Below are 26,679 nucleotides of genomic sequence, written 5' to 3' on the forward strand. Positions count from 1 at the left end.
AATTTGTACAGTAAGTTATTATTTTAGTTTATGTAATACAAGTGTTTATTCATGTGTAGTGTATCAAATTATGTGGGGAAAGGAAATATTTCCGAGGAAATTGTCGAAGTATCGTCGGTATTTATAAACTTTCTTTTTAAAAGAAGCGATGTATTATTGCCTTTACGGCTCAATTTATTTACATTGTTATTTGGTTATACACAAAAGTAATATATTGGGCAAAAAAGAGTTCTATTCAATAGGGCTCTTTTTATAGATAGAAAGGAGTAAGCGATAAATGAAAGAAGTTATTGAATGTCCACAGTGTGAAGGGGATATTACTGTACAGCATATTATTGATCTCCCGCATCCTTTTTCATTAAGGTGTCCACATTGTAAGGTGAAGTTGAAAGAAATAAGGGTAACGCCATGTTTAATATTAGCGATGATTTGTATAATTCCATTGTTTATTATTATTGGAGAGAGTATTAAGGAATTACTAGTAAAATATTTTTCTATTGTAGACAATGTACCAACTGTACTTATTTTCTTTTTATTTTGTTATCCATTGTATTATTTCTATGAAAAATATAATGCTATATTGTTTATTAAATATGGTTTGCTGAAAGTTAAAAGTTAAATTGAATAGGAGATTATCATTATGCTTTGGAAAATATATTTAGTTATTGTAGCAATGTTAGCTATTATTTCGTTAGTAAGGGGTATGTTTCAAACACCAATTCAAAAGTTTGACTTTGTAGTATCTATTATTACGTGGATAGGGCTCTTTGGTTTTGTATTTGATATACAAATATTAACCTCAATTGTTTGGAAATGTATCTTCTTGTTTAGCGTCATTTGGACTTTAACTGCAGTTTTTGTTTTTCGTTTATATGAAGAGCGAGATGAGCCATTACCTTTTATATTTAAATTAATTGGCATTATTCCAACGCTTCCATTATATTACGGATTATATCAATATGCATTTTAAAAAAGACAACGATGGATTATCCCATCATTGTCTTTTTTACTTTGCTTCTTACATAAATCATCCCAGCAAATGTTAATAAAAATGCTGTCCCGATAATGAAGCTGATGCTAGGTGATGCTCCGATTGCGCCGACTGTAAAGGAGCCAGCAACAACTCCTAATGAGAAGAAGGCATAAAATAATCCGAATGCCTTTCCGCGATTATCGTCTGTAGTATTTTCAACGAGTAAAGCGTTAATAGACGGAAAGAGGATTGCGAATCCAATTCCATAAATCATCATTACGATAAAGAGCATACCTTTTGTAGCAAATAATCCGAGTAAAGATAATGCGAATGCCATAACTGCAATTCCGATTAGCATTAGTTTCGAACGATTAAATCGATCGTAAATACGATTTGTTGGAAGCAAGAAGAAGAGGATAGCAGTAATACCGAATACACTTAACATCATGCCTGTTGTAGATGCTTTAAGCGCTAATGCCTCAACTTTTACTGGTAACATATAAGTGACAATCCCTTGTGAAAACATTAATGTGAAAGCACCAATATATGCTTGTAATAACGGTTCTGATTTTAAAAGTTCAACCATATCTTCTTTGTTCATCATTTGCGTTCTTGATGTATCTTTTCTTGATACGTTATTTGGTAAGAAGAATAGAGATACGATCGTACCAAGAGCCATTAAAATAGAAATAGTAATGAAGACCCACTCTACGCCAGCTGTTGCTTTCATAATACCGCTGAAAGCAGGTCCTACGATTGCGGCTGTTCCAACAGCAGCACCAGATAGAGCCATTGCTTTTCCTTGTCTTTTTGCATTTGTTTGTTTTGATAAAAATGTAAAGGCAGCAGGAATTAAAAAGCCATCACTAAATCCATGCATAAAGCGCACAACTAATAGTTGTTCACCACTTTGAACAACGGTGTATAACAAGACTATGAAACTCGTAATTCCCATGCTTATATAAAGGATTTTTTTTGCACCAAATTTATCGACAGCGGCTCCAGCAATAATATTACCGATCATATTAGCGAATGAGTACATACCGACAACTAGCCCGATAATAAGAGGAGTTCCTCCAAGGCTTTGAGCGAAAGTACTCATAATAGGTAATTGTGAAAATGTATCTAAAAATGCCACGATAACGATAAAGTAAATAAAATATTTCAAGCGATATTCACCTCTCCTATGCTATTATGGCACAATGCTAATTTCACCTGCAATGAAATTGAATTAACAGATGTGGAAAAAAGTACAAAGTGACAAAATATTGAACGTTATTTGTAAAAAATTAGTGGGAATGTGATTGTTTTTTTGAAATATATGGATAGAAGTATTATAATAGAATTGTAAACTTCACCAGGTTAAGTATATACATAGAGAGGGATGTATAAAATGAAAGCACTACTTTGGCATAATCAACGTGATGTACGAGTAGAAGAAGTACCAGAACCAACAGTAAAACCAGGAACAGTGAAAATCAAAGTTAAATGGTGTGGTATTTGTGGGACAGACTTGCATGAATATTTAGCAGGGCCTATTTTTATTCCAACAGAAGAACATCCATTAACACATGTGAAAGCACCTGTTATTTTAGGTCATGAGTTTAGTGGTGAGGTAATAGAGATTGGTGAAGGAGTTACATCTCATAAAGTGGGAGACCGCGTTGTTGTAGAGCCAATTTATTCTTGTGGTAAATGTGAAGCTTGTAAACATGGACATTACAATGTTTGTGAACAACTTGTTTTCCACGGTCTTGGCGGAGAAGGCGGCGGTTTCTCTGAATATACAGTAGTACCAGAAGATATGGTTCATCACATTCCAGATGAAATGACGTATGAACAAGGTGCGCTTGTAGAACCAGCAGCAGTAGCAGTTCATGCAGTACGTCAAAGTAAATTAAAAGAAGGGGAAGCTGTAGCGGTATTTGGTTGCGGTCCAATTGGACTTCTTGTTATCCAAGCAGCTAAAGCAGCAGGAGCAACTCCTGTTATTGCAGTTGAACTTTCTAAAGAACGTCAAGAGTTAGCGAAATTAGCAGGTGCGGATTATGTATTAAATCCAGCAACTCAAGATGTGTTAGCTGAAATTCGTAACTTAACAAATGGTTTAGGTGTAAATGTTAGCTTTGAAGTAACAGGTGTTGAAGTTGTACTACGCCAAGCGATTGAAAGTACAAGCTTCGAAGGACAAACTGTAATTGTTAGTGTATGGGAAAAAGACGCAACAATTACTCCAAATAACTTAGTATTAAAAGAAAAAGAAGTTATTGGTATTTTAGGATACCGTCACATCTTCCCAGCTGTTATTAAATTAATTAGCTCTGGTCAAATTCAAGCAGAGAAATTAATTACGAAAAAAATTACAGTCGATCAAGTTGTTGAAGAAGGATTTGAAGCACTTGTAAAAGATAAAACCCAAGTGAAAATTCTTGTTTCACCTAAATAAGATAGAATCGAAAAAAGTAGCCCTTTTCTAGAAATAGAAGAGGGCTACTTTTTTTCTGTACAGAAAGGTGATAGACTTTCCTGTAACTAAAGGTATTTTGTTTGGAAGGGGAAGTCTAATGCTTTCATTTATGTTGACATTGAAGCGGATGCTAAAAGCTTGTTTGCGAGCATGGAAAGATAAAGAATTTCAAGTGTTATTCGTATTAACAATTTTGACATTAATATCTGGTACAATCTTTTATAGTACAGTGGAGGGGTTACGTCCTCTGGATGCTTTATATTTTAGCGTTGTGACGCTGACTACTGTCGGTGATGGGCAATTTAGTCCCCAAACTGACTTCGGAAAGATATTTACGATATTATACATATTTATAGGGATCGGATTAGTGTTTGGATTTATACATAAGTTGGCAGTTAATGTACAATTGCCAAGTATATTATCGAATAGAAAAAAAGAGTAAAGCATGTGTATGCTTTACTCTTTTTTTACATTAGTTTAGACAAGCCTTAATAATAGTTTATTAAAATGAAAGTGTATTCATTCATTATATTCACTGTGTATAAAGTTATAATGATATGAACATTTGCATATTTTAATTTAGTGATAGAAATTTCGTGAAAGGTGGGATATTCTAGTCATAGGTTAACCGGACGACATCATAGGATCCTAACAAAATGTTTACAATAATTCAATTATAAAATGGAGGATTTTATATGAAAAAGAAAGTACTTGCTTTAGCGGCAGCTATTACATTAGTTGCTCCATTACAAAGTGTTGCATTTGCTCATGAAAATGATGGAGGACAGAGATTTGGAGTTATTCCACGCTGGTCTGCTGAAGATAAACATAAAGAAGGCGTGAATTCTCATTTATGGATTGTAAACCGTGCAATTGATATTATGTCTCGTAATACAACACTTGTAAAACAAGATCGAGTTGCACTATTAAATGAATGGCGTACTGAGTTAGAGAACGGTATTTATGCTGCTGACTATGAAAATCCTTATTATGATAATAGCACATTTGCTTCACATTTCTATGACCCTGACAATGGGAAAACTTATATTCCGTATGCAAAGCAGGCAAAGGAAACTGGAGCTAAATATTTTAAATTAGCTGGTGAGTCTTACAAAAATAAAGATATGAAACAAGCATTCTTCTATTTAGGCTTATCTCTTCATTATTTAGGGGATGTAAACCAACCGATGCATGCGGCAAACTTTACGAACCTTTCGTATCCACAAGGATTCCATTCTAAATATGAAAACTTTGTAGATACGATAAAAGATAATTATAAAGTAACGGATGGAAATGGATATTGGAACTGGAAAGGTACGAATCCAGAAGATTGGATTCATGGAGCGGCAGTAGTTGCGAAACAAGATTACGCTGGCATTGTAAATGATAATACGAAAGATTGGTTCGTAAGAGCAGCTGTATCACAAGAATATGCAGATAAATGGCGCGCTGAAGTTACACCAATGACAGGTAAGCGTTTAATGGATGCACAACGTGTTACTGCTGGATACATTCAGCTTTGGTTTGATACGTACGGAAATCGTTAAGTATTTGAAAAAGGTCAAATCTCAGAATAGAGTATTTGGCCTTTTTATTACTATACAATACATGGAGGTATGAAACGTGAAAGGTAAATTGCTAAAAGGTGTACTTAGCTTAGGGGTTGGTTTAGGAGCTTTATATAGCGGAACTTCAGCTCAAGCAGAAGCATCTACAAATCAAAATGATACATTAAAAGTGATGACGCATAATGTATATATGCTATCAACAAACTTATATCCGAACTGGGGACAAACTGAGCGTGCTGATTTAATCGGGGCGGCAGATTATATAAAGAATCAAGATGTTGTTATATTAAATGAAGTGTTTGATAATAGCGCTTCAGATCGTTTATTAGGCAATTTGAAGAAAGAATATCCAAATCAAACAGCAGTATTAGGTCGTAGTAGTGGAAGCGAATGGGATAAAACGTTAGGAAACTATTCATCTTCAACTCCTGAAGATGGTGGCGTTGCGATTGTGAGCAAATGGCCAATCGCTGAAAAGATTCAATATGTATTTGCAAAAGGATGCGGGCCAGATAATTTATCGAATAAAGGATTTGTATACACGAAAATTAAGAAAAATGATCGTTTCGTTCACGTGATTGGGACGCATTTGCAGGCTGAAGATAGTATGTGCGGAAAAACTTCACCAGCATCTGTACGTACGAACCAATTAAAAGAAATTCAAGATTTTATTAAAAATAAAAATATACCAAATAATGAGTATGTGTTAATTGGTGGTGATATGAACGTAAATAAGATAAATGCAGAGAACAATAATGATTCAGAGTATGCATCTATGTTTAAAACATTGAACGCTTCTGTACCATCTTATACTGGACATACAGCGACTTGGGATGCAACGACAAACAGTATTGCAAAATATAATTTCCCTGATAGTCCTGCCGAATATTTAGATTATATTATTGCAAGCAAAGACCATGCGAACCCATCGTATATAGAGAATAAGGTGTTACAGCCGAAATCTCCACAATGGACTGTTACATCGTGGTTCCAAAAATATACGTATAATGATTACTCTGATCATTATCCAGTAGAGGCGACTATTTCTATGAAGTAGTTTCAAAAAGTTTCTTCGTAAAGAAGAAACTTTTTTTATTTGCAAACAGGAAAATCATACTTTCTTTCCAATATGTATAAGACATATTGAAAAGAGGAGAGAAAAATGTGGATCGAGGAATTTTTAAAGAAGTTCCATTACCGTGTGCATTTTTGGATGAAGTGGCTTTAGATAGAAATATTCAATCGATTATAGAGTTAAGTGGAAATAAGAAGATTCGTATAGCGAGTAAATCGTTACGTTCTGTTCCGATTATGCAAAAGATTTTAGCTGCAAATGATCGATTTCAAGGTATTATGTGCTTTTCACCTAGAGAGGTTTTATTTTTAATAGAACAAGGATTTAATGATTTATTGCTCGGATATCCTGCTTATGATGAAAGAGCTTTGTGTGAAATTAGTTTGCTAACAAAGAAAGGTTTCATTATAACTTGTATGGTGGATTGTGAAGAGCATATTGTGTATTTAGAAAAAATTGCTGAGAAATCTAAAGGATGTTTTCGTGTTTGTTTGGATATTGATATGAGTAGTCGTTTCTTTCAATTTCATTTTGGTGTACAAAGATCCCCAGTAAAAAATGTGCAGGATGCGTTGAAAGTAGTAGAAAAGGTGAGAAGGTCATCATATTTAATGTTAGATGGTGTGATGGGTTATGAAGCTCAAATTGCTGGGGTGGGAGACCATATACCGAATCAATGGCTGAAAAGTAAAGTGATTTCGTATTTAAAGCAGAAATCAGTGCTAGAAGTGAAAGAAAGAAGAGAATATATTGTAAAAGCAATACAAAAACTTGGTATTGAGCTAAGGTTTGTAAATGGAGGCGGAACAGGAAGCATAAAAACAACTGAGAAAGATAATTCAGTTTCAGAGATTACAATAGGTTCTGCTTTTTATTCTCCGAAGCTGTTTGATTATTATAAAGAGGTGAAATTTCATCCAGCGGTCGGATTTGCTTTACCAGTTGTGCGTAAACCAGTCCCGTTTATTTACACTTGCCTAGGTGGTGGATATATTGCTTCAGGAGCAGTTGGAAAAGATAAAGAGCCTGAAGTTTGGAGACCGAAGGGTGCAAAACTATTAGCTTTAGAAGGTGCTGGCGAGGTACAAACGCCAATTTTTTATAGCGGCGAGGAACGAGTGGATATAGGAGAGTCCATTTTGTTTCGTCATAGTAAGGCTGGTGAATTATGTGAGCGCTTTCTTTTTTTGTATCGTGTTAAAAAAGGAGAGATTGTTGGGGAGTATTCAACATATCGGGGGGATGGCCAATGCTTTCTATAAAGGGACAAAAGTGGAGGAATTGGACAGGGAATGTAGAAGGAACGCCGCATTATACGATGTATCCAGAAAGTATACAAGATGTAGTAGAAGTAGTGGGGCTTGCACGAAAAAAGGGGCGGAAAATTCGTGTTGTTGGTTCAGGACACTCGTTTACACCCCTTGTGCAAACCGAAGAAGTTTTAGTTTCTTTAGATGAATTGAAGGGCATTGTGAATATTGATGAAGAGAAGATGGTCGCTGAAGTGTGGGCAGGAACAAAGTTATATGATTTAGGGAAGTTACTTGAGGAAAAAGGTTATGCGCAAGAAAATTTAGGGGATATTGATTCACAATCTATTGCAGGAGCGATTAGTACGGGGACTCATGGAACGGGCATTACCTTTGGGAGTTTATCAACACAAGTTATAGAGATTACGGCCGTTTTATCTAATGGTGAGAGTATAGTTTGTTCGGAAGCTGAGAACGTAGAATATTGGAGAGCGTTTCAGTTGTCACTTGGAATGTTAGGTATCATTGTAAAGATAAAATTGAAGGTTATTCCAGCGTATTCACTCGTTTATGAAAGTGAAAAACAGTCATTATCTACTGTAATGAATAAACTAGAAGAGTATAAGAAGCATCGTCACTTTGAATTTTTTGTTTTTCCTTATTCTGATGAAGTACAAGTAAAACTTACGAACGAAACAACGCATACAGGCAGTGATTTGAAATGGCATAAACTAAAGGTGGAGTTACTTGAAAATAGGATGTTCTCTTTGCTATCTAAAGGGTGTAAATGGTTTCCTTCTATAAGTAAAGGAGTGAGTCGATTATCAGCTAAGGCTGTACCAAACACAAAAATAATTGGCCCGAGCTATGAAGTATTTGCTACATCACGTACGGTACCATTTTATGAAATGGAGTATAGCATTCCTTCAAAGTATATGAGGACGGTTGTAGAAGAAATCTCAAATCTTATTGAAAAGAAAAAGCATAAGGTGCACTTCCCGATCGAATGCCGCTATGTGAAAGGTGATGATATATGGCTTAGTCCAGCCTATGGAAGAGATTCAGCGTATATCGCTGTTCATATGTATAAAGGTATGAAATATGCTGCTTACTTTGGCGAAGTGGAAAAAATTTTTCTGAAGTATGAAGGGCGTCCGCATTGGGCGAAAATGCATACATTATCGTATGAGCAATTACAAGATATATATCCAGAGTTTCATTCGTTTTTACAGGCGAGGAAGTCTCTAGATGAACTTGGAATGTTTTTTAATCCTTATGCAGAAAAGTTATTTATCCCGCTATTTGTCGGGCAGTAAGACCCCCACTGATTAAAGTTTCACATTATGTATATAAAAAAGCTGACAAATAATTATTTGTCAGCTTTTTTTAGTGTAATTGCATTTCTTGTATGACTAATATGTTCATAAAATAGTAGTTTATCACGGCTAAATACATGCAGTAAAACATGAATAATGAATAGGCCGTTAATGATAAATAGGAATAACAATGTAACGAGTAATACTAAAGGTTCTGTATGATTTAACATAGAGCTACTAGAAAGAATATAATTGATTCCGCCTAACGCAAAATAAAATATACCGTAGCGAATAAATAGTTCTTTTAATGTAATACGATCTGATTTTCCTTTCAGATGAATGCGGAGCAATGCTTTCCCAATTGTTTTTCCATTTGTAAAGTATGGAATAAGAATAAAATACATAAGGATTGAACACGTAATGAAAATGAGTTCATACATATTCGTGTAAGATTGCATATTAGAAACGAAGAAAGAATTTCCTTTGTTTTTAACGACAGGTACGACGATAGATAAGAAAATCCAATCAATTTGCATCGCGATAAGGCGACGAATGAATCCGACTGGTTTCGTTTCCAAATCAATATGACTATCTAACTCGTTTGTCTTCGGAAGGAAGTACGTAAATATTGGTGCAATGATAAAACCAATTACGCCACCTAATGTATTTAAAAACAAATCATCGATATCAAATAATCGGTATGCACAATTGTATATACCGTATAATCCAGTCACTTGTGTTAGCTCGAAAAATAGTGAAAGGAAAAAGGAAATGCAAATTGTTTGTAAGAAACTACGTCGGAAATAATAACGTAAGTAAATACCGAATGGAACAGTTAATAGAACATTAAATGCAACTTGTAAAAACGCAGACTCTTTTAATAAGTAGAAATAAGTAGCTGGTTTCGTTAAAACTGCCGATGTATGACTACTAATCTCTTGTATGAAATAAAATGGTGAGAGTTGCATGTGTTGTGTATTAGCTGGTTGTAGGCTACAAGTATCAAACGTTTGTGGTAACGGCAAAATAACAAGAAAATAGGCATTTAATAAGTAAAGTAATAATGAGTATAAAATAAATGAGCGCCATTTATTTAAATAACCGTATTTTCGATAATTAAATATTAAAAAAGGGATTAAAAGAAACATTGCTAAAAAGGGAAATAAAATAAATGCTGTTTTTACTGGAAATAAATATGCAGTCAAAGTAAAACTCCTTTCAATGAAAATTCGTGTATCATTATAGCGCTAAAAATATTTAAATACAAAGTTAAAATCTTTCGAAATAGAAATAATTACTAATTTTATAGGAATTAAGTTATAATAAATTTAATATGAGGATATTATGATTATATAAGTTGAGAGAGGGTACAAGAGATGCGATATGAACTTTTTTCTGTAAGTGGGGATCATATTACGACTTTTGAAAGTGCATGGCGTTTTCAGGAGGGAGAACAGATTTTTGTTCATGATGATCAAACAAAAAGAAACTTTATTATTATTCGTCTGACGCATGATGTATTTCAACAAAATAAACATGTTATTCGTTTGTATTGTCAAGAGAAGAAAGTGTATGCATAAGAGAAGCCCTCTTACAGTATGAAAAGTAAGAGGGGCCTTATCTCGTTATTTGTGAACAGCCCGATTGATGAGAGCTGATTAAAGTTCCACTTTATCATTTTTCCCCTCGTAAGGAATAAAAAGAGAAGGGTTAATGTACATAGCTAGCATTTGATTTGGAAGAAAGGATATAGCTTTGTATTTTGCGCTTCAAAGTTACATTTCTTTCTCTTTGAGAAAGCCATGTATGGTAATCTTGTTGTGTTTTCCATAACATACGAATCATATATTCTGCCTTATCATTTGTACGATGAACATGTGAAAACTCTATGTTAATACAACCGTTCGTTCCGGGAGAAGGATAATATTGTTTAAGCCCATAAAGAAGCTCACTTTCATATCCGTACTTAATATGAATGAGTTTAGTAACAATAAACATATAAACACCTCTTTTACGATAATAGTAGGAAAGATAGATTTACTATAATAGTGAACTTAAATGATATCATACTATTCAGAAAATTTAAATTAAATGATAGATTTTAACTTAATACAGGTATAAAAAAGCGAGTCATCTAGTGTAATAGAATGACTCGCTTTCAATTTGTAAGTTTCATTTTATAAGAAAATAAGAGTAAGTACACCTACGATAATACAATAGAAAGAGAAATATTTTAAATTTCCTTTTGCCATAATGTTCATAAACCATTTTAGTGAAATATACGTCATGATAAATGTTGCGATGAATGCAACAACATATGGCACGAATAATGTGTCTAGATTTGGATCATTTGCAATGTCTGTAATGCTTAACAATAAGCCACCTAAGCTAACAGGAATGTATAGTAAGAATGAAAAGCGAAGAGCTGTTTCTTGCTTCATACCAAGTAACATTGCTGCTACGATTGTGGCACCAGATCGGCTTATTCCGGGAATCAGTGCGCAAGCTTGTGCTAATCCGACGATGATTGCATCTTTCATAGAAAGGTCGCCATCATTTTTACGACCGCGTAAATTTCTAATAATCCAAAGGCCGACAGCAGTAATAAGAAGGGAAATCCCAACCATCTTCACACCTTTTAAGTACTGATCGATGTAATCTTTAAATAAAACACCAATAACACCTGCTGGAATGGTTGCAATAACAAGATAAATAATAAAGAAGAAATCTGATTTTGCGTCTTCTGCTCTTGTAAATATATAAGAGAGACCATTCTTCGTTAGACGAATTAAATCATTTCTATAAATAAGTAATACAGCTAATAATGAAGCTGAATTAACAAGTAGTTCGAAGCTAAACCCTTCTATTTTTAGTCCTAGCAAATGTTGTGCTAAAACGAGATGACCACTTGAAGAAATCGGAATTGGTTCTGTTAGTCCTTGGAACAGACCGAGAATTAAATATTTTAAAACGTAGTAAAATTGTTCCATAATAACCTCCTTGTTTATTAGTTGAAAGAAACAACTTTTCCATTATAACAAAGATATGGATGAATATTGAAAAGAAATAAATATTCGAAATAAAATAAAAATCCCTCATAGCAGTATAAGGGATTTTTATTTTTAATTAAGAATTTACTGTTCCTTGAAGACTTTTAGACAATTGAACATCGACTTTTTCAGCATCATGAATATGATTCATAATAGTAGTATTTAATTTTTGGAACATTTGTTGTGTGTTAGCGAATTCTCGTAATATGTCATCATTACAAGATTTTTGGTTTTCAATAGCCTTAATAACATTTGTAGCACCATTTTGTAACGTTTGAATCATAACTAAAATATTTTCAATTCTAGCGTTTGTATCGGCGCTCATTTCTACACCTTCATCGACTAAATGTAAATTATCTTTTGTGTTATCGTATGCTTTTTCAATTTCTTCTTGAATTTTTTTCGTTAAGTTGCCTATGTTTTTTGTACTTTCTGCTGTACTTTCTGCTAGTTTTCTTACTTCATTGGCAACGACAGCGAATCCTTTACCGTGTTCTCCAGCACGTGCGGCTTCAATACTCGCATTTAAAGCAAGTAAATTTGTTTGTGCTGCAATGTTTTGAATGACTTCTACAATTTGCTCGATTTCCTTTGAGCGTTCGCTTAGATGATTCATACTATTAGACGTGCGTTGGGATTGTTCACCTAATTTATTAATTACAATAAGTAAGCGGTGAACGGATTCTTTTCCTTCATTAGAGCAGTCAATAATTTCTGCAATAGACTGAATTAAGCTTTGTTCCTTTTGCAACATTTCATTATTTAACTCATTGGAATGTGTCGTACGTGTTGAAACATTTTCGAAACATGAACTTAATTGTTGAACTAAATTTTGAAGTGTATTGTGTTGGTTATTTACAAGTTGATGCTCTTGGACAACGCTTTGTACACGATCGTGGATAGTAGAAATAGTCTCTTGTTTTTCAATATCTTTTTGTTTTAATTCTGCTTCTAATTCTTGTATACGCTCTTCTAATTGAGCAATTGTATGTTGGAGTGATTTCTTTTGAGTAAACATGTATTTATTTCAACCGCCTTCGAAAGTTATATTTTCTCTATATTTGGATTTTAGCATCTTTTGTATTTTTTAAATATAGGAATTGTTAAATATTTAAGAATCTATTACATTTTATTCATAATTCTCTTTTTTTTGTCACGAAAAATAAACTGTATTTAATCGTTTTGTAAACAAACTGTAAAATAAATCATGTATAACTGTATAAGAAGGGAGTCGGATTATGAACTATTTTAAGCGAATCAGCTGTCTAGTATTAGCAGGAATTATCGGTCTTTCTAGTACAGTCGCTGTTAAAGCAGAGTCAAACGACGAGAAACTTAACAACATGCAACAGCAATTGCAACAAAACGATGCAGAAATGCAAAAGAAAGAGCAAGAGAAGCAAGCTGTTAGTAAAGAAATTAAAGGTATCGAAAACGAACTACATAATTTAAATAATACAATTGCAAAAAATAAAGAGGATCAAGCTGCTATTCAACGTAAAATCGATGAAACACATAAGCAGATTGAACAAAAAAAGGAAGAAATTGTCGTTTTAGAGGATAAAGTCCTTGCTCGTAAAGATATTATGAGAAAACGTATGGTTTCTGTTCAAAACAGCTCAAATACAAGTTTAGTAGTAGAAGTTGTAGTAGAGTCAAAAAACTTTGCAGACTTCTTACAACGTATGAACGCAGTTTCTACTATTCTAGAAGCTGATAAAGAAATTTTACGTCTACAAGAACAAGATCTTCGTCAAATTGAAGAAGATAAGAAAACAATTGACGAAAAAGAAGCATCTTTAGTAGTAGATAAACAAAAATTAGCAAAAGCGCAAGCTGAACTGCAAGATAACTTGAAAAAACGTCAAGATAACTTACAAACAGTTCAAGCTAAATATAATGAGGTTGCAAGTCAACTTAATTTAGCAGCGGAAGAAAAAGCTAAAATTGAATCAAATATGAAGGCAGTACAAGAAACAATTGCTCGTGAACAAGAAGCAGCAAGAATTGCGGCAGAAGAGCGTGCAAAAGCAGAAGCGGCTGCAAAAGCAGAGCAAGAAGCCTTAGCGAAAGCACAAGCAGAAATTGCTGAAAAGCAAAAGCAAGAAAAAGCTAATAAACCGGCTGAACCAGTTGCTAATAATAATTCGAAGGTAGAACCTGCAAAACCTGCAAAACCTGAACCATCTTCTAAGCCAACTGCTGGCGGGAAAGAACTTTATGTACATGCAACAGCTTATACAGCAGATCCAGGTGAAAATGGCTATGCACCAGGTCAACAAGTATATTCTGCATGGGGAGGCTATAATCTAACTGCAAACCCAGGAATGAAATTGATTGCGGTGGACCCATCTGTTATCCCATTAGGTTCTCGTGTATATGTTGAAGGATACGGAGAAGCAATTGCAGCAGATACTGGTGGCGCGATTAAAGGTCACAAAATTGATGTTTTAATGCCAGATAAAGCTTCGTCTAGTAAGTGGGGCAGAAAAAATGTTAAGCTTACAATTTTAAACTAAAACGTAATCCAACTTTACAATACGTAAAGTTGGATTTTTTTGTAAGAATAATGTTAAGTTGAGTTTACATTTTGTTAAGGATAGCATACAATAATGGTGAGAGGTGGTAAATTTGACCATTTTAAACAAAGTAAAAGAATTAAGAGCTCGTTTTAACTTTACACAAAGCGTATTAGCAGAAAAGGTTGGAGTAACGAGGCAAACAATTGCAGCAATTGAAAAAGGGGATTACGTTCCTTCGTTGTTATTAGCACTTACGATTTGTGATGTGTTTCAGTTAAAGATGGAAGATGTGTTTGTTTTAAATAAGGAGGGGGAAGAGGATGAATAGAATTGTTTTTTCTTATATCATAAACGTGCTTTATACTGCTTTAGCATGCTGGACATTTGTTGAATTTTATAGTGTCATTACAGAGTTAGCAGATATAATTAAAAACGAGAAATTCCCATTTGAAGTATGGTTTAATGGAGTACCATTCATTTTATTATTTATTGGAGCAATTATAGTTACAATTTTTTATAGAATTCAAAAGAAAAAATATAAGAATTTATCTTTTTGGATGTATCCATTATTATTTCCACTAGAAGATGAACGTGAAAAAGCGATTACGGATAAAGCTTGCCGAACAACATTTGTATCGTTATGGTTTGTGTTACCTTGTGCAGTTGGATTTTTAACTTTTTCGCCTATTATTAATGAATATCTTCCTGGATACCCATTATATATTATATTTTCGATTTTCTTTATTCAAATGACAGTATTTCACGTATCACTATACAGAAATAAATTAGCTTAAAAAGAAACCTTCTTGCACCGGCAAGAAGGTTTCTTTTTAAGCTAATACTTGTACATATGACGATATTATTTTATCATTTTATATAGAGTAAGATTTTGTAAGGGAAAGGAATTGTATATGAATAAGCAAAGAATTTATAGTATAGTAGCAATCCTTCTATTTGTTGTAGGTGGCGTGTTAATTGGAAAGCCATTTTATGATGGATATCAGGCTGAAAAGAAACAGACTGAAAATGTGCAGGCTGTTCAAAAGATGGATTATGAAAAGCATGAGACGGAATTTGTAGATGCTTCCAAAATTAATCAACCAGACTTGGCGGAAGTAGCGAATGCATCATTAGATAAGAAACAAGTAATTGGTCGTATTTCGATTCCAAGTGTTTCAGTAGAACTGCCTGTTTTGAAAGCTTCTACTGAAAAAAACTTATTATCAGGTGCAGCGACAGTAAAAGAGAATCAAGTTATGGGAAAAGGGAATTACGCACTAGCAGGACATAACATGTCTAAAAAAGGTGTTTTATTTAGTGATATAGCTTCTTTGAAAAAAGGCGATAAAATTTATTTGTATGACAATGAAAATGAATATGAGTATGCGGTTACTGGTGTATCTGAAGTAACTCCTGATAAGTGGGAAGTTGTAGAGGATCATGGGAAAGATGAGATAACACTTATTACATGTGTATCTGTAAAGGATAATTCTAAGCGTTATGTTGTTGCTGGTGATTTAGTAGGAACGAAGGCGAAGAAGTAAAAAAAGAAGGTGAACTCTTTAAAGAGTTCACCTTCTTTTTTACTAATGTTGAGAAATAATAGAATATTTTGGTTTGTATTTAAGTATTCTTCTATTTATGTATAATAAAGTTAGAATTCTATATTTTGGGAGGAACAAGAGTGAGACAACAGGTGAAGAAACTTCTTTTAACAACGAGTATAGCGTTATTGGTAGCTCCAATTTCAGCTTATGCGCATCCAGGGCGTACAGATGCTAATGGCGGACATACGTGTCGTACAAATTGTGAGAAATGGGGATTACAGTACGGGGAATATCATTATCACAATAAACCAGCTTCTAGTAGTGGTGCAACGAGCCCAGCTCATAGCCAGAATAATAATAGTGCTGTAGAAGCTGAGAGACAAGCAGAAGCACAGCGCAATACTGAGGCTGAAAAACAACGTGCTGCAGAAGCACAGCGTAACGCTGAGGCTGAGGCTGAAAAACAACGTAATGCAGAAGCACAGCGTAAAGCTGAAGAAGAGAGACAACGTGTAGCCGAGGAACAAAGAAAAGCTGAAGAGGCACGTAAACAAGAGGAAGCGCAGCGCCAAGCTGATATTGAAAAAGGTCAACTTGAAGGTCAAAAGAATGGAGAAACTGATTTTAAAGCAGGAAAAAATGATGCAGAAGTGCATGTAGCTGGAAAATCTGATGCATATAAACAAGCGTTTAAAGCGACTTATGCAGCCACATGGTCTTTAGAAGAGCAGAAGAAAACGCATTTTGAAAAAGGAAAAGAACAAGGTTTAGCGCAAGAGACGATGGACGATAGTCAAGTTGCTCCAGAGTTTAAGATAAACTTTGCAGACGGGTTCAAAGTAGGGAATAAAGAAAGAGTAGAAAAAATTGAAAAAGAGCAAGCTGAGTTAGGGGAAAAGACAGGGAAAGAACTAGCTGAAAAGAATCCTGGAAATAGAGAGAAAGAAGTATACGTGAAGGCATATGAAACAGCGTATGAAAAAGGCTATAAGTCTACAAAAAAGGCAGTAGAAAAGGCTGGCTATAAGTATGCATTTGAAAACTATGATTTAAAAGTTCCTGCTAAGTATGAAAGAAATGAATTGTTAAAGAAATGGTTTACTGAAGGATTTAAATCGAATAAAAAAGCAGCGGAAATTCGAGAAGAAGGGTATAAAAAGGGAGACAGCTGGTTCTCATTCTTCTATAAGAGTTTCGTACCAAGTGATTATAAAGAACATAAAGAGCTGTACGAACAAGCAATTGAAAAAGGTAAAACAGCATAAAAAAAGATGAGGAGAAATTCCTCATCTTTTTTAATCCATCCATTTCACTAATTTCTTAGAAATTAATAATAAAACACAACCTAATACAATTGCCACAGCGCCAATAACTGTGAATACTTCAGCGTATCCAAGTGAAGTTGTGAAGCTTGCAAGTTGTCCGCCTAAAATGTTGGCGATACCTGAACTTGCTAGCCATACACCCATTAGTAAAGATGCTAATTTTACCGGAGCAAGCGCACTAACCATTGATAGTCCGACAGGTGATAAGAATAGCTCACCTAACGTATGGAAAAGATACGTAAAGACGATAAATAGTAAGTTTGCTTTTTCTGTAATATTATGTTCATCACTACCTGTTTTTAATGTAGCGATAACGAGAATGATATAACCGATACCGAGCAAGATCATACCAAGTCCCATTTTAGTTGGGATTTTTAAATCACCCTGCTTGCGAGTTGCAAGTTTTGCCCATAATGCAGAAATGACTGGAGCAAGCAAAATAATAAATAATGGATTGACCGATTGGAACCAAGATGTTGGAACTTCCCATCCGAACACAGAGCGGTCTACAAATTTGTTTGTATATAATGTTAATGAGCTACCAGCTTGTTCAAAGCCAGCCCAGAAGAAGACAACGAAGCATGTTAAAATGACGATAACAGCGGTACGTTGTTTTTCTTTTTTTGTTAATGGTGTATCTCCTACTGATGGTTGTCCAGCAGCTGTTTGTAAATCGCGAGTTGGTTTTTTACCGATATTACCAAGGAAGCGATTTGATAGTGTTGTAAATAAAATTTGTCCAATAATCATTCCGATTGAAGCGGCTAAGAAACCGTAACGGAATCCGTAATGTACAACGCCATCAACTGTTGTTTTGAATAAATTTTCTGATAAAAATCCGCAAACGAGTGGAGCTAAAAATGATCCGACGTTAATACCCATATAGAAAATGGTAAATGCACTATCACGTTTTGGATCGTTCTCTTCGTATAATTCCCCAACCAGTGTAGAGATGTTCGGTTTGAAGAATCCGTTACCGATAATAATAAGCGCTAATCCGAGGTATAGGCCTAATTGGTTTTGCAAGGCAAATAGTGTAAGGTTACCGAATGCCATTGTTATACCACCAATTGTGATCGCTTTTCGTCTACCTAGAAAACGATCTGTTAAGTATCCACCAATCATTGGTGTGAAATAACAGGCTCCAGTGTAAAATCCGTAAATAGAGAGTGCCCATGCGGGACTAAACCCAAGACCACCGCTTACTAAAGCTGTCGTTAAATATAATGTTAATAATCCTCGTAATCCATAGTAACTAAATCTTTCCCACATTTCTGTAAAGAAGAGTAAGTATAAACCTGGAGGATGTTTCTTTTTTCTTTGTTGTTCTCTTTCTAGTTGTATCGCTGATTCCATGTTATTTTCCTCCTGACACAAACAAAAACAAAGTTAATAATTTTGTACATTTAATATTTTACCTTATTAACTATTATAAGTCAATAAAGGTTGATTTTTCAGAAGAAATTGGAAAAAGGGAATAGCTATAGAAGGGGTGTTTCTTTTGTGATAGACTATGGACTATGTTTTCTTTGTAAGGAAGCGGGTTATTGTACTTTTTTTATATGTGGAATTGATTTCATAAGAGATGAAATTAAAGAAGGAGAAAGAAATGAAATTGTTACAGAAAAAAGAAATTTTACTTATTAGTCTTATGTTATTTTCGATGTTCTTTGGAGCAGGGAATCTTATATTCCCACCTTTTCTTGGATATGAAGCAGGAGAACATGTATGGATTTCATTAGTAGGATTCATTATATCAGCAACAGGTCTTCCTATATTAGGTGTTATCTCTATTGCAAAAGCAGGAAGTTTTCAAACGTTAGCGGGTAGAGTTCATTCTTCATTTGCAATTATTTTTCCATGTATCGTGTATGTATTTATTGGACCTGGGCTTGGTATACCACGTGCGGGAAGTTTAGCCTTTGAAATGGGGCCAGGTCAGTTATTCCCTGAAGCAGGAAGCGGAGTATTATTGTTTTACACAGTTATTTTCTTTAGTATTGTTTACTGGTTAAGTTTATCACCATCTAAACTAATGGGGTTGTTTGGAAAAGTCTTGACGCCGTTATTATTATGTATGATTGCACTTATTTTTATAAAGAGTATGTTTACAACAGTAGGAGATATGAAAGAACCAATAGGGAACTATGGCCAAGCTCCTATGTTTCAAGGATTTTTAGATGGATATTTAACAATGGACGCGTTAGCTGCTTTAATTTTTGGAATTGTGATTGCAAATGCATTACGTGCAAAGGGTATTGAAGATGATAAAGGTTTAGCGAAATATATGAGTATTGCTGGAATTGGGGCAGGACTATTATTATCTATTATTTATGTCATCCTTGGATATGTGGGGGCAATTAGTGGCTCATTAGGAACATTTGATAACGGTGCGAAAGTGTTAGCACAAGTTATGATTACATTATTTGGACAGGGCGGAGTCGTTTTATTAGGTCTTATTTTTACTATCGCTTGTTTATGTGTTTCAATTGGACTTGTTACGTCTTGTAGTCAATTTTTTGCGATTGCATTTCCGAAAGTATCTTATAAAGTGTGGGCATTTATAGTAAGCGTTGTTAGTATGATCTTAGCTAATTTAGGATTAACGCAAATTTTAAAAGTATCAGTACCAATTCTTGGATTTATTTATCCAATTGCATTAACGCTTATTATTCTAGGGTTATTCCATAAGTATATTGGGAAGTATGCATACGTATATGCAGTAACTGTTTGGTTTGTAGCAATATTTAGTGCAATTGATATTTTAAATAAAAATGTAATGATGAATCAGTGGACGTCAGTATTAAAATACATTCCATTTTATACAGAAGGTGTTGGGTGGATAGTTCCAGCTATTATAGGCGTGTGTGTTGGTGTCATCGTTAGCATTGTTCTAAATAAGAATAAATGAGTAAAAAGGTGTTTTCCTATTTTGGGAAGGCATCTTTCTTTTTTTGGAAAAAATACTATTGAAAATGAATAGACTAAGAGTATGATAAAGATAATTGGTAATATATAGGTTTAATGAGAGGTACGAATAAGGGGGTAGCGTATGAAGAAGGATTTGGATAAGAAAATAGAAGCACTCGAAACGGCAATTGAAACAATTCAAGAAGCACTTGCTGAATTAAAAGTGAAGCAAAGGGAAATAGAAGTAGAAAACGTTCAGCAACATGTTAGTAAGGAAAAGAAGGAATATATTGAAACGGTAATGGAGGAAAAGCCAAAAGAAGAAATAGTTACGATAAAAGAGCCTGTGCAAGAACGTGAGGTAAAACAAGTAGATATATCTGCTTTTAAACCAGAGCCATTTAATATTATTAAGTTTTGTCAAACGTGGTTACCGCGTGTATTTGTCGGTATTATGTTGCTTGGAGTGATCTGGTTATTTAAAGCAGGAGTAGATGCTGGTTTATTAACACCAGCAATACGAATTGTGTTTGGTATCGCATTATCTATCGGTTTGTATTATATAGGAGATATTCAAATTAAAAGAGAGCGGCAGGCGTTAGGATTAGTATTGGTTGGAGGAAGTATTTCGGGGATTGTTTTAACGACGTTTGCGGCACATTATTTGTATGCATTTATTCCGGCAAGTATCGCGTTTCTCTTTAATATTGCATGGGTTATTTTAGGGATTTATTTAGCGAAAAGATATAACTCGGAATACCTTACTATCTTCGTAGCGGTAGGAGCGTTCTTCGTGCCATTCTTGTTAAATAGTACGACTCCTAATCCTTATATTTTCTTTGGATACGAGACGATATTAACACTTAGTTTATTATGGTATGGATTGAAAAATCGTTATAAATACTTATATATGATTTCTTACGCTGTTGCGGCCATTGTTCTTTTTGTCTTCTTTGCTGTTATGTCAATATTAGTAGAGAACTTGCAAATACAGTTAACGATTGTATATGGTTTGATTCATTTACTATTATTTTGGCATATGTTTACGGAGAGAAGTTTTATACCAGAACCACGTTTGGCGATATTTAGTGCGAATGCAGTTTTCTTTATACTAGCTATTGCCAAAATACCTGATTTTACAACATGGGGATTGATTATTAGTGCAATTGTGCACGCTGCTATGTTTGTGCTTGAGTATAGGAAGAATAGACATTCTACATTTACAAATCTCTTATTTGGTTTCGCAATGGGAGCATTTAGTTTAGCGATTTTATACGAGTATAGTTTAGTGAATGCAGCGATTGTACTATTATTACAAGGTTTCCTCGGCATGGTCACTTCTATTAAAGTAAAACAACAGATAAAATTGTATGTTAGTGCGACGGTTTACGCAATTGGAATGATACAGACGATTTTTAGCCCGTTTGATGAATTTATTTCGGCAGGTTTTGTTGCTCATCTTATTTTAATAGGAACGTTCTATTATTGCATGAGACAAGCGAAAGAAGTGTTAGCGAGTATGGGTAAGTATGTGTACTCTATAGCGCTCTACTGGTTAATGGTCATTGTATTTATTACAATCACTAGAATTGGTGAAGTTCTTTCTACAGATGGAAGTATAATTAGCGTATCTGTATCGTTATTATGGATGATATATGCGTTATTTGCAGTTTGGTTTGGTCGTTATAGACAGATGAATGAAATATTATATGCTGGATTAATCGTATTAGTAGTAACGGTAGGGAAGTTATTCCTACTTGACTTACCAGAGGTATCGATGATGATTAGGGCAGTGTTATTCCTAATCGTCGGTAGTATAGGTATCGTTATTTCAAGAATGTTTTTCTCGAAGGAAGAGAAGTGAGAAGAAGGCAATCCATGTATGGATTGCCTTTTTCATTATTTCTTATTAATCGTTACAGTTTCATTATATTTCGTTGTTGTATTTTGGCGTAGACGAAGAGTTGCTTGTCCAGTTGTATTTGAATCAATCTGTACATTTACAACTTTCTCAGCAGAGCCTAAGCTGTTTGTTGTGAAAGAGAAGGCACTACTATATCCAAAAGCAGATGGCCAAGTGCCGTTTGTATTTTGAATTTTTGCTACTTGTGTTCCACCAGTAGTGAATATACCTAAAGAATAGTTGTTATAAGTTGTATTAGGTAGTAAGTTGTTTACTTGAATCTTCATTTGGAAAATTTCATTGTTTGGTAGAATGCTAGGGTGTGTAACGACGTAGTCGCTTGTTGTTAACGCACCGTTATAACCGTATGAACCTGGTTTAAAAGTATTTGTATTAAACCATTGATAACCTGCATTTGGTGCACTCCAAGGTTCAGGTTGTGGTTCTGTTGATAAGCTTGGCTGTTCAAATGTTTGTAGAGCTGTAGGTGAATCAAGCTGTAAACCATTTACTTGATCTAAACTTGTAAATGTCTCTTTATTCGATAACCAATTTACGATGTTTTCTAATAAAATCGCATCGTTTTCTTCTTTATAACCATCGTAAGTTTTCTTTGTTTGGCCAGAATCTTCACGAACGTACTTTGGCGTAGCATCTTCAACAGGAGAAGAGTCACCAATAAAGGCAGCTTTTCCAAGTCCTACTTTTGCAATTGCAGCATATGGGCCTTCTGCAATACCACCGCCATTATAAACGCCACTATCAACAGCGTTATTCCATTTTGATGGATTTTCTGGAAGGTAAACAAGTCCTTTTGCTAGTTTTGGGTTTGTAATTGCTAGAGTAGAACCAGCATGCATTGCTACAGAAGAAACACCTTTTGTAATTCCGAAAGATTGTTCAGGCGATACAATTGTTTTCGCTGAAACATCACCAAGTGCATTGTAGCGGAAGCGAATACCGAAGTTGTCAGATAGCCAATCAGAGCTTTCTACTCCTTGCATAGCTTGTGAATTTGCTTCTTCATTAGACATTCCTTTTGCTGGATTATCCCAAGCACCGCGTCTATATCCATTAAATACTTCAGAAGAGTCCCAGCGATTTTTATTACGATCTGCATTGTAATGATCGGCAATAAAGAAGATACTACCGCCATTTTTTACATATTGTAACATAGCGTCCTGCTCAGATTTTTTGTAAGGAATATTAGCTTCTGGAACGATAAATACATTGTAACCTTTTAAGTCTTCGTACGTAATAGGTGTTGATTTACGAAGTTCTTTTACGTAATAACCGTTTTTTGCAATGCCGTTTCCGAAGTCAGAAAAGCCGCCGTCAATAACCCAGTCAGCTGTCCCAGCAGTTTGACCGTGTGTATTATCGAATAATACTTTCTTCCCATTGTTTTGATTTACAACTTTTGCAGCAATTTCAGGAGCTGGGTCTACAGAGCTTTCGGCATAAGTAGACGGTATGAACGAGGTCCCTATACTTAGTGTAATTGCTGTTGCTAAAGAAAATGTAATCCATTTTTTATTCTTCATAGAAGAATCCCCCTAATAATAAATATATGTGCTTTAATAATGTAATTTATTTTTCTGTAAAAATAAAGACGGAAAACATAAAAAATATTAAAAGATTGTAAAAATACCGTGAATTTTGTTGAGAAATATTTATATAGATATAAAAAAAACCTTCCAAGTAATAAGGAAGGGGTGCTTTGCTTAACTAATTTTTGAGTTAGGTGTTTCATCAATCTTATGAAACCCTTTCATGTAATATACGATTGCTAAGCCGATAAGCCAAATTGGGCCGACAATCAATGCAATTCGTGTATCTTCTGAATACGCCATTATACCTAGTACTAATACAAGGAAAACGAGTGAGAAATATGAGCTTAATGGGTATAAAGGCATTTTATACGATAACTTTTGTTTATTTTGAGTAGGTAAGCTTTTACGGAATTTAATTTGAGCAACTAATATAATTCCCCAAGTCCAAATTGCGCCGAAAGTTGAAATGCTAGTAAGCCATGTAAATACCTTTGCAGGTACGAGATAGTTTAATATAACGCCAATGAGTAAAACGATAGCAGTTGCTACAATTCCTTGGCTTGGAATGCCATTTTTATTTAAACGACCAAATCTTTCAGGAGCTTTTTTCTGCTGAGCTAATGTAAATAGCATACGGCCTGTACTAAATAAACCGCCATTACAAGAAGAAAGAGCTGCTGTTAATACGACAAAGTTAATAATACCTGCTGCTTTTGCGATACCAATTTGCTGGAATGTTAATACGAATGGGCTTCCTTTCTCACCAAGTTCGTTCCATGGATAAATTGCCATCATAACGAATAGAGCTCCTACGTAGAACAGTAATATTCTCCAAAACACGTTATCAATTGCTTTTGCGAGTGTTTTCTTCGGATTTTGAGCTTCACCAGCTGTGACACCGATTAATTCAACGCCTAAATAAGCGAATAGTACCATCTGCATGGAGAGTAGTAACCCAGAAAAACCATTTGGGAACCAGCCACCATGTGACCAAAGGTTTGAAATGCCAGTAGCGATACCACCGTTTCCGAATCCGAATAAAATAATACCAGCGCCGACCACTATCATACAGATAATTGTGACAATTTTAATGAGAGCAAACCAAAACTCAAGTTCTCCAAATACTTTTACTGATAAGAAGTTAAAAGCGCTCATTAACAATAGAGCAAGTAACGCCCAAGTCCAGCGCGGGATATCAGGGAACCAGTATTGCATGTAAATACCAGCTGCTGTAATTTCAGCCATACAAGTAACAACCCATAAGAACCAGTAATTCCAGCCAGTAATATAACCAGCGAGTGGGCCGATATAATCATATGCATATTTACTAAAAGAACCGGCAACAGGTTGTTCAATTGCCATTTCCCCGAGAGCTCGCATGATGAAAAAAATAACGAGTCCGGCAATCATGTAACCTAGTAAAATAGAAGGACCGGCTAGTTTAATAGCGGAAGCAGATCCTAAAAATAGCCCAACGCCAATAGCTGAGCCAAGTGACATTAAAGTAATATGTCGTTCTTTTAAACCACGATTTAAAGTTCCAGATTTGTTTGTGTGCTGCATAAGAAGAATCCCCCTTGTAGAGTGAACAATATTTGAATGCGTTTACTAAGTATTTAACTATTTCAAATTATAAAACATTTCTATCTGTTATGCTACAAAAATAATCATAATGAACTGTACTACATCTGTACTTGTCAGACTTAAACTTAAAATTCGAACTATTAGGGAATATATTGACTCTTCTTTTTATTGATTGTTAAGATTAAGTATTATATTTTCTCACATACTAGTAAGAAAAAGAATGTGTGATAATAATTCAGGTGTAGGAAGGGTACATAAGCATGTTTCAATTACAAAAATATAACACTTCTGTGAAGCAAGAGTTTTTAGCTGGCATCACAACTTTTTTTACATTTGCGTATATTCTTGTCATCAATCCAAAAATATTATCTGATGCAGGTGTACCATTTGACCAAGCGTTTACAGCAACAATTATTGCAACCGTTGTTGGAACAGTAGGTATGGCGATTTTCGCGAATTACCCGATTGTTATTGCTCCAGCTATGGGAATGAATGCATATTTTGCTTATTCTGTTGTACAGAAGGCAGAAGGGATTACATATGTAGTTGCCTTTTCAGCTGTATTTGTAACGGGGATTATTTTTCTTTTATTATCTTTTACTTCGTTTAGGCAAAAGTTAATTTTAGCAATTCCTGATAGTTTAAAGCATGCAATTGCAGGTGGAATTGGACTATTTATTGCTTTTATTGGATTGCGCCTTTCTGGAATTATCGTGGATCATCCTTCTAATTTAGTTACGATTGGTGATTTTCATTCTCCAGCTGTTATTTTAACTTTAATTGGTTTAATATTAGCGGCGGTATTAATGGCATTACGTGTGAGTGGTGCATTATTTATTAGTATGATTGTGACAGGAGTTATCGCCTTCTTTACAGGGCAATTGAAGTTTGCTGATAAAATTGTGGCGATGCCTCATTTGCCAGAGGGTATTATCGTTTCAAACCCAATCAATGCATTTTCAGATGTAATTGAATACGGATTATATGGTGTTGTATTTTCATTTTTACTTGTACTTTTATTCGATACAACAGGTGCATTACTTGGTTTAATTAAACAAGCAGGTTTAATTACAAACAATACAGAGAAGCGTTTTGGTAAAGCGTTTATTGCAGATGCAATTGGCGGGACTACAGGTTCTATCTTTGGAACAAGCCCAACAGCAGCGACGATTGAATCGTCAGCAGGTATTGCTGCAGGTGGGAAAACTGGATTAACAGGGATTGTAGTTGTTGGTCTAACAATTATAACGGCATTTTTCAGTCCTGTTATTGCTTCTTTATCAAGTGTAGCCGCTATTACAGCTCCTTCATTAATTATAGTAGGTAGTTTAATGGCACAAAGCATTCGAGATATTAATTGGAATGAATTTGAAGATGCGTTACCAGCATTTTTGATTTTTATAGGTATTCCGTTAACGTCTAGTATTGCAAATGGAATTGCAATTGGATTTTTAGTATATCCAGTTTTGAAAATTGTGAAGGGTAAAGGAAAGGAAGTACATCCATTACTATACTTATTTACAATTTTATTTGGATGTCATTTATTCTTATAATATAGATATAGGAGAGTGAGCTTCTTATGAGAGGCTCCTTTTTTGTGTATAATAAAGTGAAACTATAGGCAGTAGTGGGGATT

The 26,679-nt window shown here is 34.6% G+C and carries 24 protein-coding genes and 1 pseudogene; 17 read left to right on the forward strand and 8 right to left on the reverse strand.

Annotation, left to right across the window (positions count from 1 at the left end; translation table 11 throughout):
- Positions 1 to 277 precede the first annotated feature (277 nt).
- Positions 278 to 619, forward strand: a complete 342-nt coding sequence (locus N2V79_RS03410) for a hypothetical protein (protein WP_000665754.1) — start codon at positions 278 to 280, stop codon at positions 617 to 619.
- A 21-nt stretch (positions 620 to 640) separates the two neighbouring features.
- Positions 641 to 970: a hypothetical protein gene (locus tag N2V79_RS03415; protein WP_000964465.1), complete on the forward strand. Its 330-nt coding sequence runs from the start codon at positions 641 to 643 to the stop codon at positions 968 to 970.
- Between the two features lie 16 nt (positions 971 to 986).
- Here N2V79_RS03415 and N2V79_RS03420 read toward each other — a convergent pair whose 3' ends face one another.
- Positions 987 to 2,141 (reverse strand): MFS transporter, encoded by a 1,155-nt coding sequence (locus N2V79_RS03420; protein WP_000873271.1) that lies wholly within the window; start codon positions 2,139 to 2,141, stop codon positions 987 to 989.
- Positions 2,142 to 2,366: 225 nt separating this feature from the next.
- On the opposite strand from N2V79_RS03420, the gene bdhA reads away from it, so the two are divergent.
- The 6 genes from bdhA (at position 2,367) to N2V79_RS03450 (ending at position 8,649) form a co-directional block, all read left to right on the forward strand.
- Positions 2,367 to 3,419: a (R,R)-butanediol dehydrogenase gene (gene bdhA / locus N2V79_RS03425; RefSeq protein ID WP_000645827.1), complete on the forward strand. Its 1,053-nt coding sequence runs from the start codon at positions 2,367 to 2,369 to the stop codon at positions 3,417 to 3,419.
- Between the two features lie 118 nt (positions 3,420 to 3,537).
- Complete coding sequence (locus N2V79_RS03430) at positions 3,538 to 3,882, forward strand: potassium channel family protein (RefSeq protein WP_000948244.1); 345 nt, start codon at positions 3,538 to 3,540, stop codon at positions 3,880 to 3,882.
- 253 nt (positions 3,883 to 4,135) lie between these two features.
- A complete protein-coding gene (gene cerA, locus N2V79_RS03435; protein WP_000730997.1) occupies positions 4,136 to 4,987 on the forward strand; it encodes a phospholipase CerA in 852 nt (283 codons plus the stop codon).
- A gap of 76 nt (positions 4,988 to 5,063) precedes the next feature.
- Entirely contained in the window at positions 5,064 to 6,065 is a 1,002-nt protein-coding gene (gene sph / locus N2V79_RS03440) for a sphingomyelinase C (RefSeq protein WP_000676799.1), read from the forward strand.
- A 107-nt stretch (positions 6,066 to 6,172) separates the two neighbouring features.
- A complete protein-coding gene (locus tag N2V79_RS03445; RefSeq protein ID WP_098126224.1) occupies positions 6,173 to 7,345 on the forward strand; it encodes an amino acid deaminase/aldolase in 1,173 nt (390 codons plus the stop codon).
- Positions 7,333 to 8,649, forward strand: coding sequence for a D-arabinono-1,4-lactone oxidase (locus N2V79_RS03450; RefSeq protein ID WP_340719573.1), 1,317 nt, complete (start codon positions 7,333 to 7,335; stop codon positions 8,647 to 8,649). Before N2V79_RS03445 ends, N2V79_RS03450 begins: the two co-directional genes overlap by 13 nt.
- Positions 8,650 to 8,702: 53 nt before the next feature.
- Here N2V79_RS03450 and N2V79_RS03455 read toward each other — a convergent pair whose 3' ends face one another.
- Positions 8,703 to 9,854, reverse strand: coding sequence for a VanZ family protein (locus N2V79_RS03455; protein WP_254489978.1), 1,152 nt, complete (start codon positions 9,852 to 9,854; stop codon positions 8,703 to 8,705).
- 171 nt (positions 9,855 to 10,025) lie between these two features.
- On the opposite strand from N2V79_RS03455, the gene N2V79_RS03460 reads away from it, so the two are divergent.
- Positions 10,026 to 10,229, forward strand: coding sequence for a hypothetical protein (locus N2V79_RS03460; protein WP_001268332.1), 204 nt, complete (start codon positions 10,026 to 10,028; stop codon positions 10,227 to 10,229).
- Positions 10,230 to 10,359: 130 nt separating this feature from the next.
- On the opposite strand, the gene N2V79_RS03465 is transcribed toward N2V79_RS03460, so the two are convergent.
- The 3 genes and pseudogenes from N2V79_RS03465 to N2V79_RS29195 all read right to left on the reverse strand — a co-directional run.
- Positions 10,360 to 10,647 (reverse strand): antibiotic biosynthesis monooxygenase, encoded by a 288-nt coding sequence (locus N2V79_RS03465; RefSeq protein ID WP_053565233.1) that lies wholly within the window; start codon positions 10,645 to 10,647, stop codon positions 10,360 to 10,362.
- A 179-nt stretch (positions 10,648 to 10,826) separates the two neighbouring features.
- On the reverse strand, positions 10,827 to 11,639 hold the full coding sequence (locus tag N2V79_RS03470; RefSeq protein ID WP_000434794.1) for an undecaprenyl-diphosphate phosphatase: 813 nt from the start codon (positions 11,637 to 11,639) through the stop codon (positions 10,827 to 10,829).
- Positions 11,640 to 11,775: 136 nt separating this feature from the next.
- A pseudogene (locus tag N2V79_RS29195) lies at positions 11,776 to 12,306 on the reverse strand (methyl-accepting chemotaxis protein); the annotation flags it as partial.
- A gap of 631 nt (positions 12,307 to 12,937) precedes the next feature.
- On the opposite strand from N2V79_RS29195, the gene N2V79_RS03480 reads away from it, so the two are divergent.
- From N2V79_RS03480 to N2V79_RS03500, 5 genes are all read left to right on the forward strand, one after another.
- A complete protein-coding gene (locus N2V79_RS03480; protein ID WP_340719574.1) occupies positions 12,938 to 14,218 on the forward strand; it encodes a 3D domain-containing protein in 1,281 nt (426 codons plus the stop codon).
- A gap of 112 nt (positions 14,219 to 14,330) precedes the next feature.
- Positions 14,331 to 14,549: a helix-turn-helix transcriptional regulator gene (locus N2V79_RS03485; RefSeq protein ID WP_140155641.1), complete on the forward strand. Its 219-nt coding sequence runs from the start codon at positions 14,331 to 14,333 to the stop codon at positions 14,547 to 14,549.
- On the forward strand, positions 14,542 to 15,015 hold the full coding sequence (locus N2V79_RS03490) for a hypothetical protein (RefSeq protein WP_001080041.1): 474 nt from the start codon (positions 14,542 to 14,544) through the stop codon (positions 15,013 to 15,015). Before N2V79_RS03485 ends, N2V79_RS03490 begins: the two co-directional genes overlap by 8 nt.
- Positions 15,016 to 15,132: 117 nt before the next feature.
- Positions 15,133 to 15,765, forward strand: a complete 633-nt coding sequence (locus N2V79_RS03495) for a class A sortase (protein WP_001041724.1) — start codon at positions 15,133 to 15,135, stop codon at positions 15,763 to 15,765.
- A 140-nt stretch (positions 15,766 to 15,905) separates the two neighbouring features.
- Positions 15,906 to 17,033: a YHYH domain-containing protein gene (locus tag N2V79_RS03500; protein WP_340719575.1), complete on the forward strand. Its 1,128-nt coding sequence runs from the start codon at positions 15,906 to 15,908 to the stop codon at positions 17,031 to 17,033.
- 30 nt (positions 17,034 to 17,063) lie between these two features.
- Here the strand turns inward: N2V79_RS03500 and N2V79_RS03505 are convergent, their stop codons facing one another.
- On the reverse strand, positions 17,064 to 18,449 hold the full coding sequence (locus tag N2V79_RS03505; protein WP_078400946.1) for a peptide MFS transporter: 1,386 nt from the start codon (positions 18,447 to 18,449) through the stop codon (positions 17,064 to 17,066).
- Between the two features lie 253 nt (positions 18,450 to 18,702).
- On the opposite strand from N2V79_RS03505, the gene brnQ1 reads away from it, so the two are divergent.
- Positions 18,703 to 20,004 (forward strand): branched-chain amino acid transport system II carrier protein BrnQ1, encoded by a 1,302-nt coding sequence (gene brnQ1 / locus N2V79_RS03510; RefSeq protein ID WP_340719576.1) that lies wholly within the window; start codon positions 18,703 to 18,705, stop codon positions 20,002 to 20,004.
- 141 nt (positions 20,005 to 20,145) lie between these two features.
- Complete coding sequence (locus tag N2V79_RS03515) at positions 20,146 to 21,867, forward strand: DUF2339 domain-containing protein (RefSeq protein ID WP_069355011.1); 1,722 nt, start codon at positions 20,146 to 20,148, stop codon at positions 21,865 to 21,867.
- 35 nt (positions 21,868 to 21,902) lie between these two features.
- On the opposite strand, the gene N2V79_RS03520 is transcribed toward N2V79_RS03515, so the two are convergent.
- Positions 21,903 to 23,450: a DNA-binding protein gene (locus tag N2V79_RS03520; RefSeq protein WP_340719577.1), complete on the reverse strand. Its 1,548-nt coding sequence runs from the start codon at positions 23,448 to 23,450 to the stop codon at positions 21,903 to 21,905.
- A gap of 180 nt (positions 23,451 to 23,630) precedes the next feature.
- Positions 23,631 to 25,022, reverse strand: a complete 1,392-nt coding sequence (locus N2V79_RS03525) for an amino acid permease (protein ID WP_001164892.1) — start codon at positions 25,020 to 25,022, stop codon at positions 23,631 to 23,633.
- A gap of 281 nt (positions 25,023 to 25,303) precedes the next feature.
- Between N2V79_RS03525 and N2V79_RS03530 the strand changes: the two genes are divergently transcribed.
- On the forward strand, positions 25,304 to 26,596 hold the full coding sequence (locus N2V79_RS03530; RefSeq protein ID WP_340719578.1) for an NCS2 family permease: 1,293 nt from the start codon (positions 25,304 to 25,306) through the stop codon (positions 26,594 to 26,596).
- Positions 26,597 to 26,679 lie beyond the last annotated feature (83 nt).

This window comes from Bacillus sp. CH_70, assembly GCF_038007045.1.
GTDB lineage: Bacteria > Bacillota > Bacilli > Bacillales > Bacillaceae_G > Bacillus_A > Bacillus_A cereus.

Excerpts from the sequence above, each read along its gene's own strand:
- N2V79_RS03495 (WP_001041724.1), top strand. The coding sequence starts at position 15,133 with ATGAATAAGCAAAGAATTTATAGTATAGTAGCAATCCTTCTATTTGTT.
- brnQ1 (WP_340719576.1), top strand. The coding sequence starts at position 18,703 with ATGAAATTGTTACAGAAAAAAGAAATTTTACTTATTAGTCTTATGTTA.
- N2V79_RS03490 (WP_001080041.1), top strand. The coding sequence starts at position 14,542 with ATGAATAGAATTGTTTTTTCTTATATCATAAACGTGCTTTATACTGCT.
- N2V79_RS03520 (WP_340719577.1), bottom strand. The coding sequence starts at position 23,450 with ATGAAGAATAAAAAATGGATTACATTTTCTTTAGCAACAGCAATTACA.
- N2V79_RS03430 (WP_000948244.1), top strand. The coding sequence starts at position 3,538 with ATGCTTTCATTTATGTTGACATTGAAGCGGATGCTAAAAGCTTGTTTG.
- cerA (WP_000730997.1), top strand. The coding sequence starts at position 4,136 with ATGAAAAAGAAAGTACTTGCTTTAGCGGCAGCTATTACATTAGTTGCT.
- N2V79_RS03480 (WP_340719574.1), top strand. The coding sequence starts at position 12,938 with ATGAACTATTTTAAGCGAATCAGCTGTCTAGTATTAGCAGGAATTATC.
- N2V79_RS03460 (WP_001268332.1), top strand. The coding sequence starts at position 10,026 with ATGCGATATGAACTTTTTTCTGTAAGTGGGGATCATATTACGACTTTT.
- N2V79_RS03505 (WP_078400946.1), bottom strand. The coding sequence starts at position 18,449 with ATGGAATCAGCGATACAACTAGAAAGAGAACAACAAAGAAAAAAGAAA.
- N2V79_RS03470 (WP_000434794.1), bottom strand. The coding sequence starts at position 11,639 with ATGGAACAATTTTACTACGTTTTAAAATATTTAATTCTCGGTCTGTTC.
- N2V79_RS03450 (WP_340719573.1), top strand. The coding sequence starts at position 7,333 with ATGCTTTCTATAAAGGGACAAAAGTGGAGGAATTGGACAGGGAATGTA.
- N2V79_RS03525 (WP_001164892.1), bottom strand. The coding sequence starts at position 25,022 with ATGCAGCACACAAACAAATCTGGAACTTTAAATCGTGGTTTAAAAGAA.
- N2V79_RS03410 (WP_000665754.1), top strand. The coding sequence starts at position 278 with ATGAAAGAAGTTATTGAATGTCCACAGTGTGAAGGGGATATTACTGTA.
- N2V79_RS03530 (WP_340719578.1), top strand. The coding sequence starts at position 25,304 with ATGTTTCAATTACAAAAATATAACACTTCTGTGAAGCAAGAGTTTTTA.
- N2V79_RS03515 (WP_069355011.1), top strand. The coding sequence starts at position 20,146 with ATGAAGAAGGATTTGGATAAGAAAATAGAAGCACTCGAAACGGCAATT.
- bdhA (WP_000645827.1), top strand. The coding sequence starts at position 2,367 with ATGAAAGCACTACTTTGGCATAATCAACGTGATGTACGAGTAGAAGAA.
- N2V79_RS03415 (WP_000964465.1), top strand. The coding sequence starts at position 641 with ATGCTTTGGAAAATATATTTAGTTATTGTAGCAATGTTAGCTATTATT.
- N2V79_RS03465 (WP_053565233.1), bottom strand. The coding sequence starts at position 10,647 with ATGTTTATTGTTACTAAACTCATTCATATTAAGTACGGATATGAAAGT.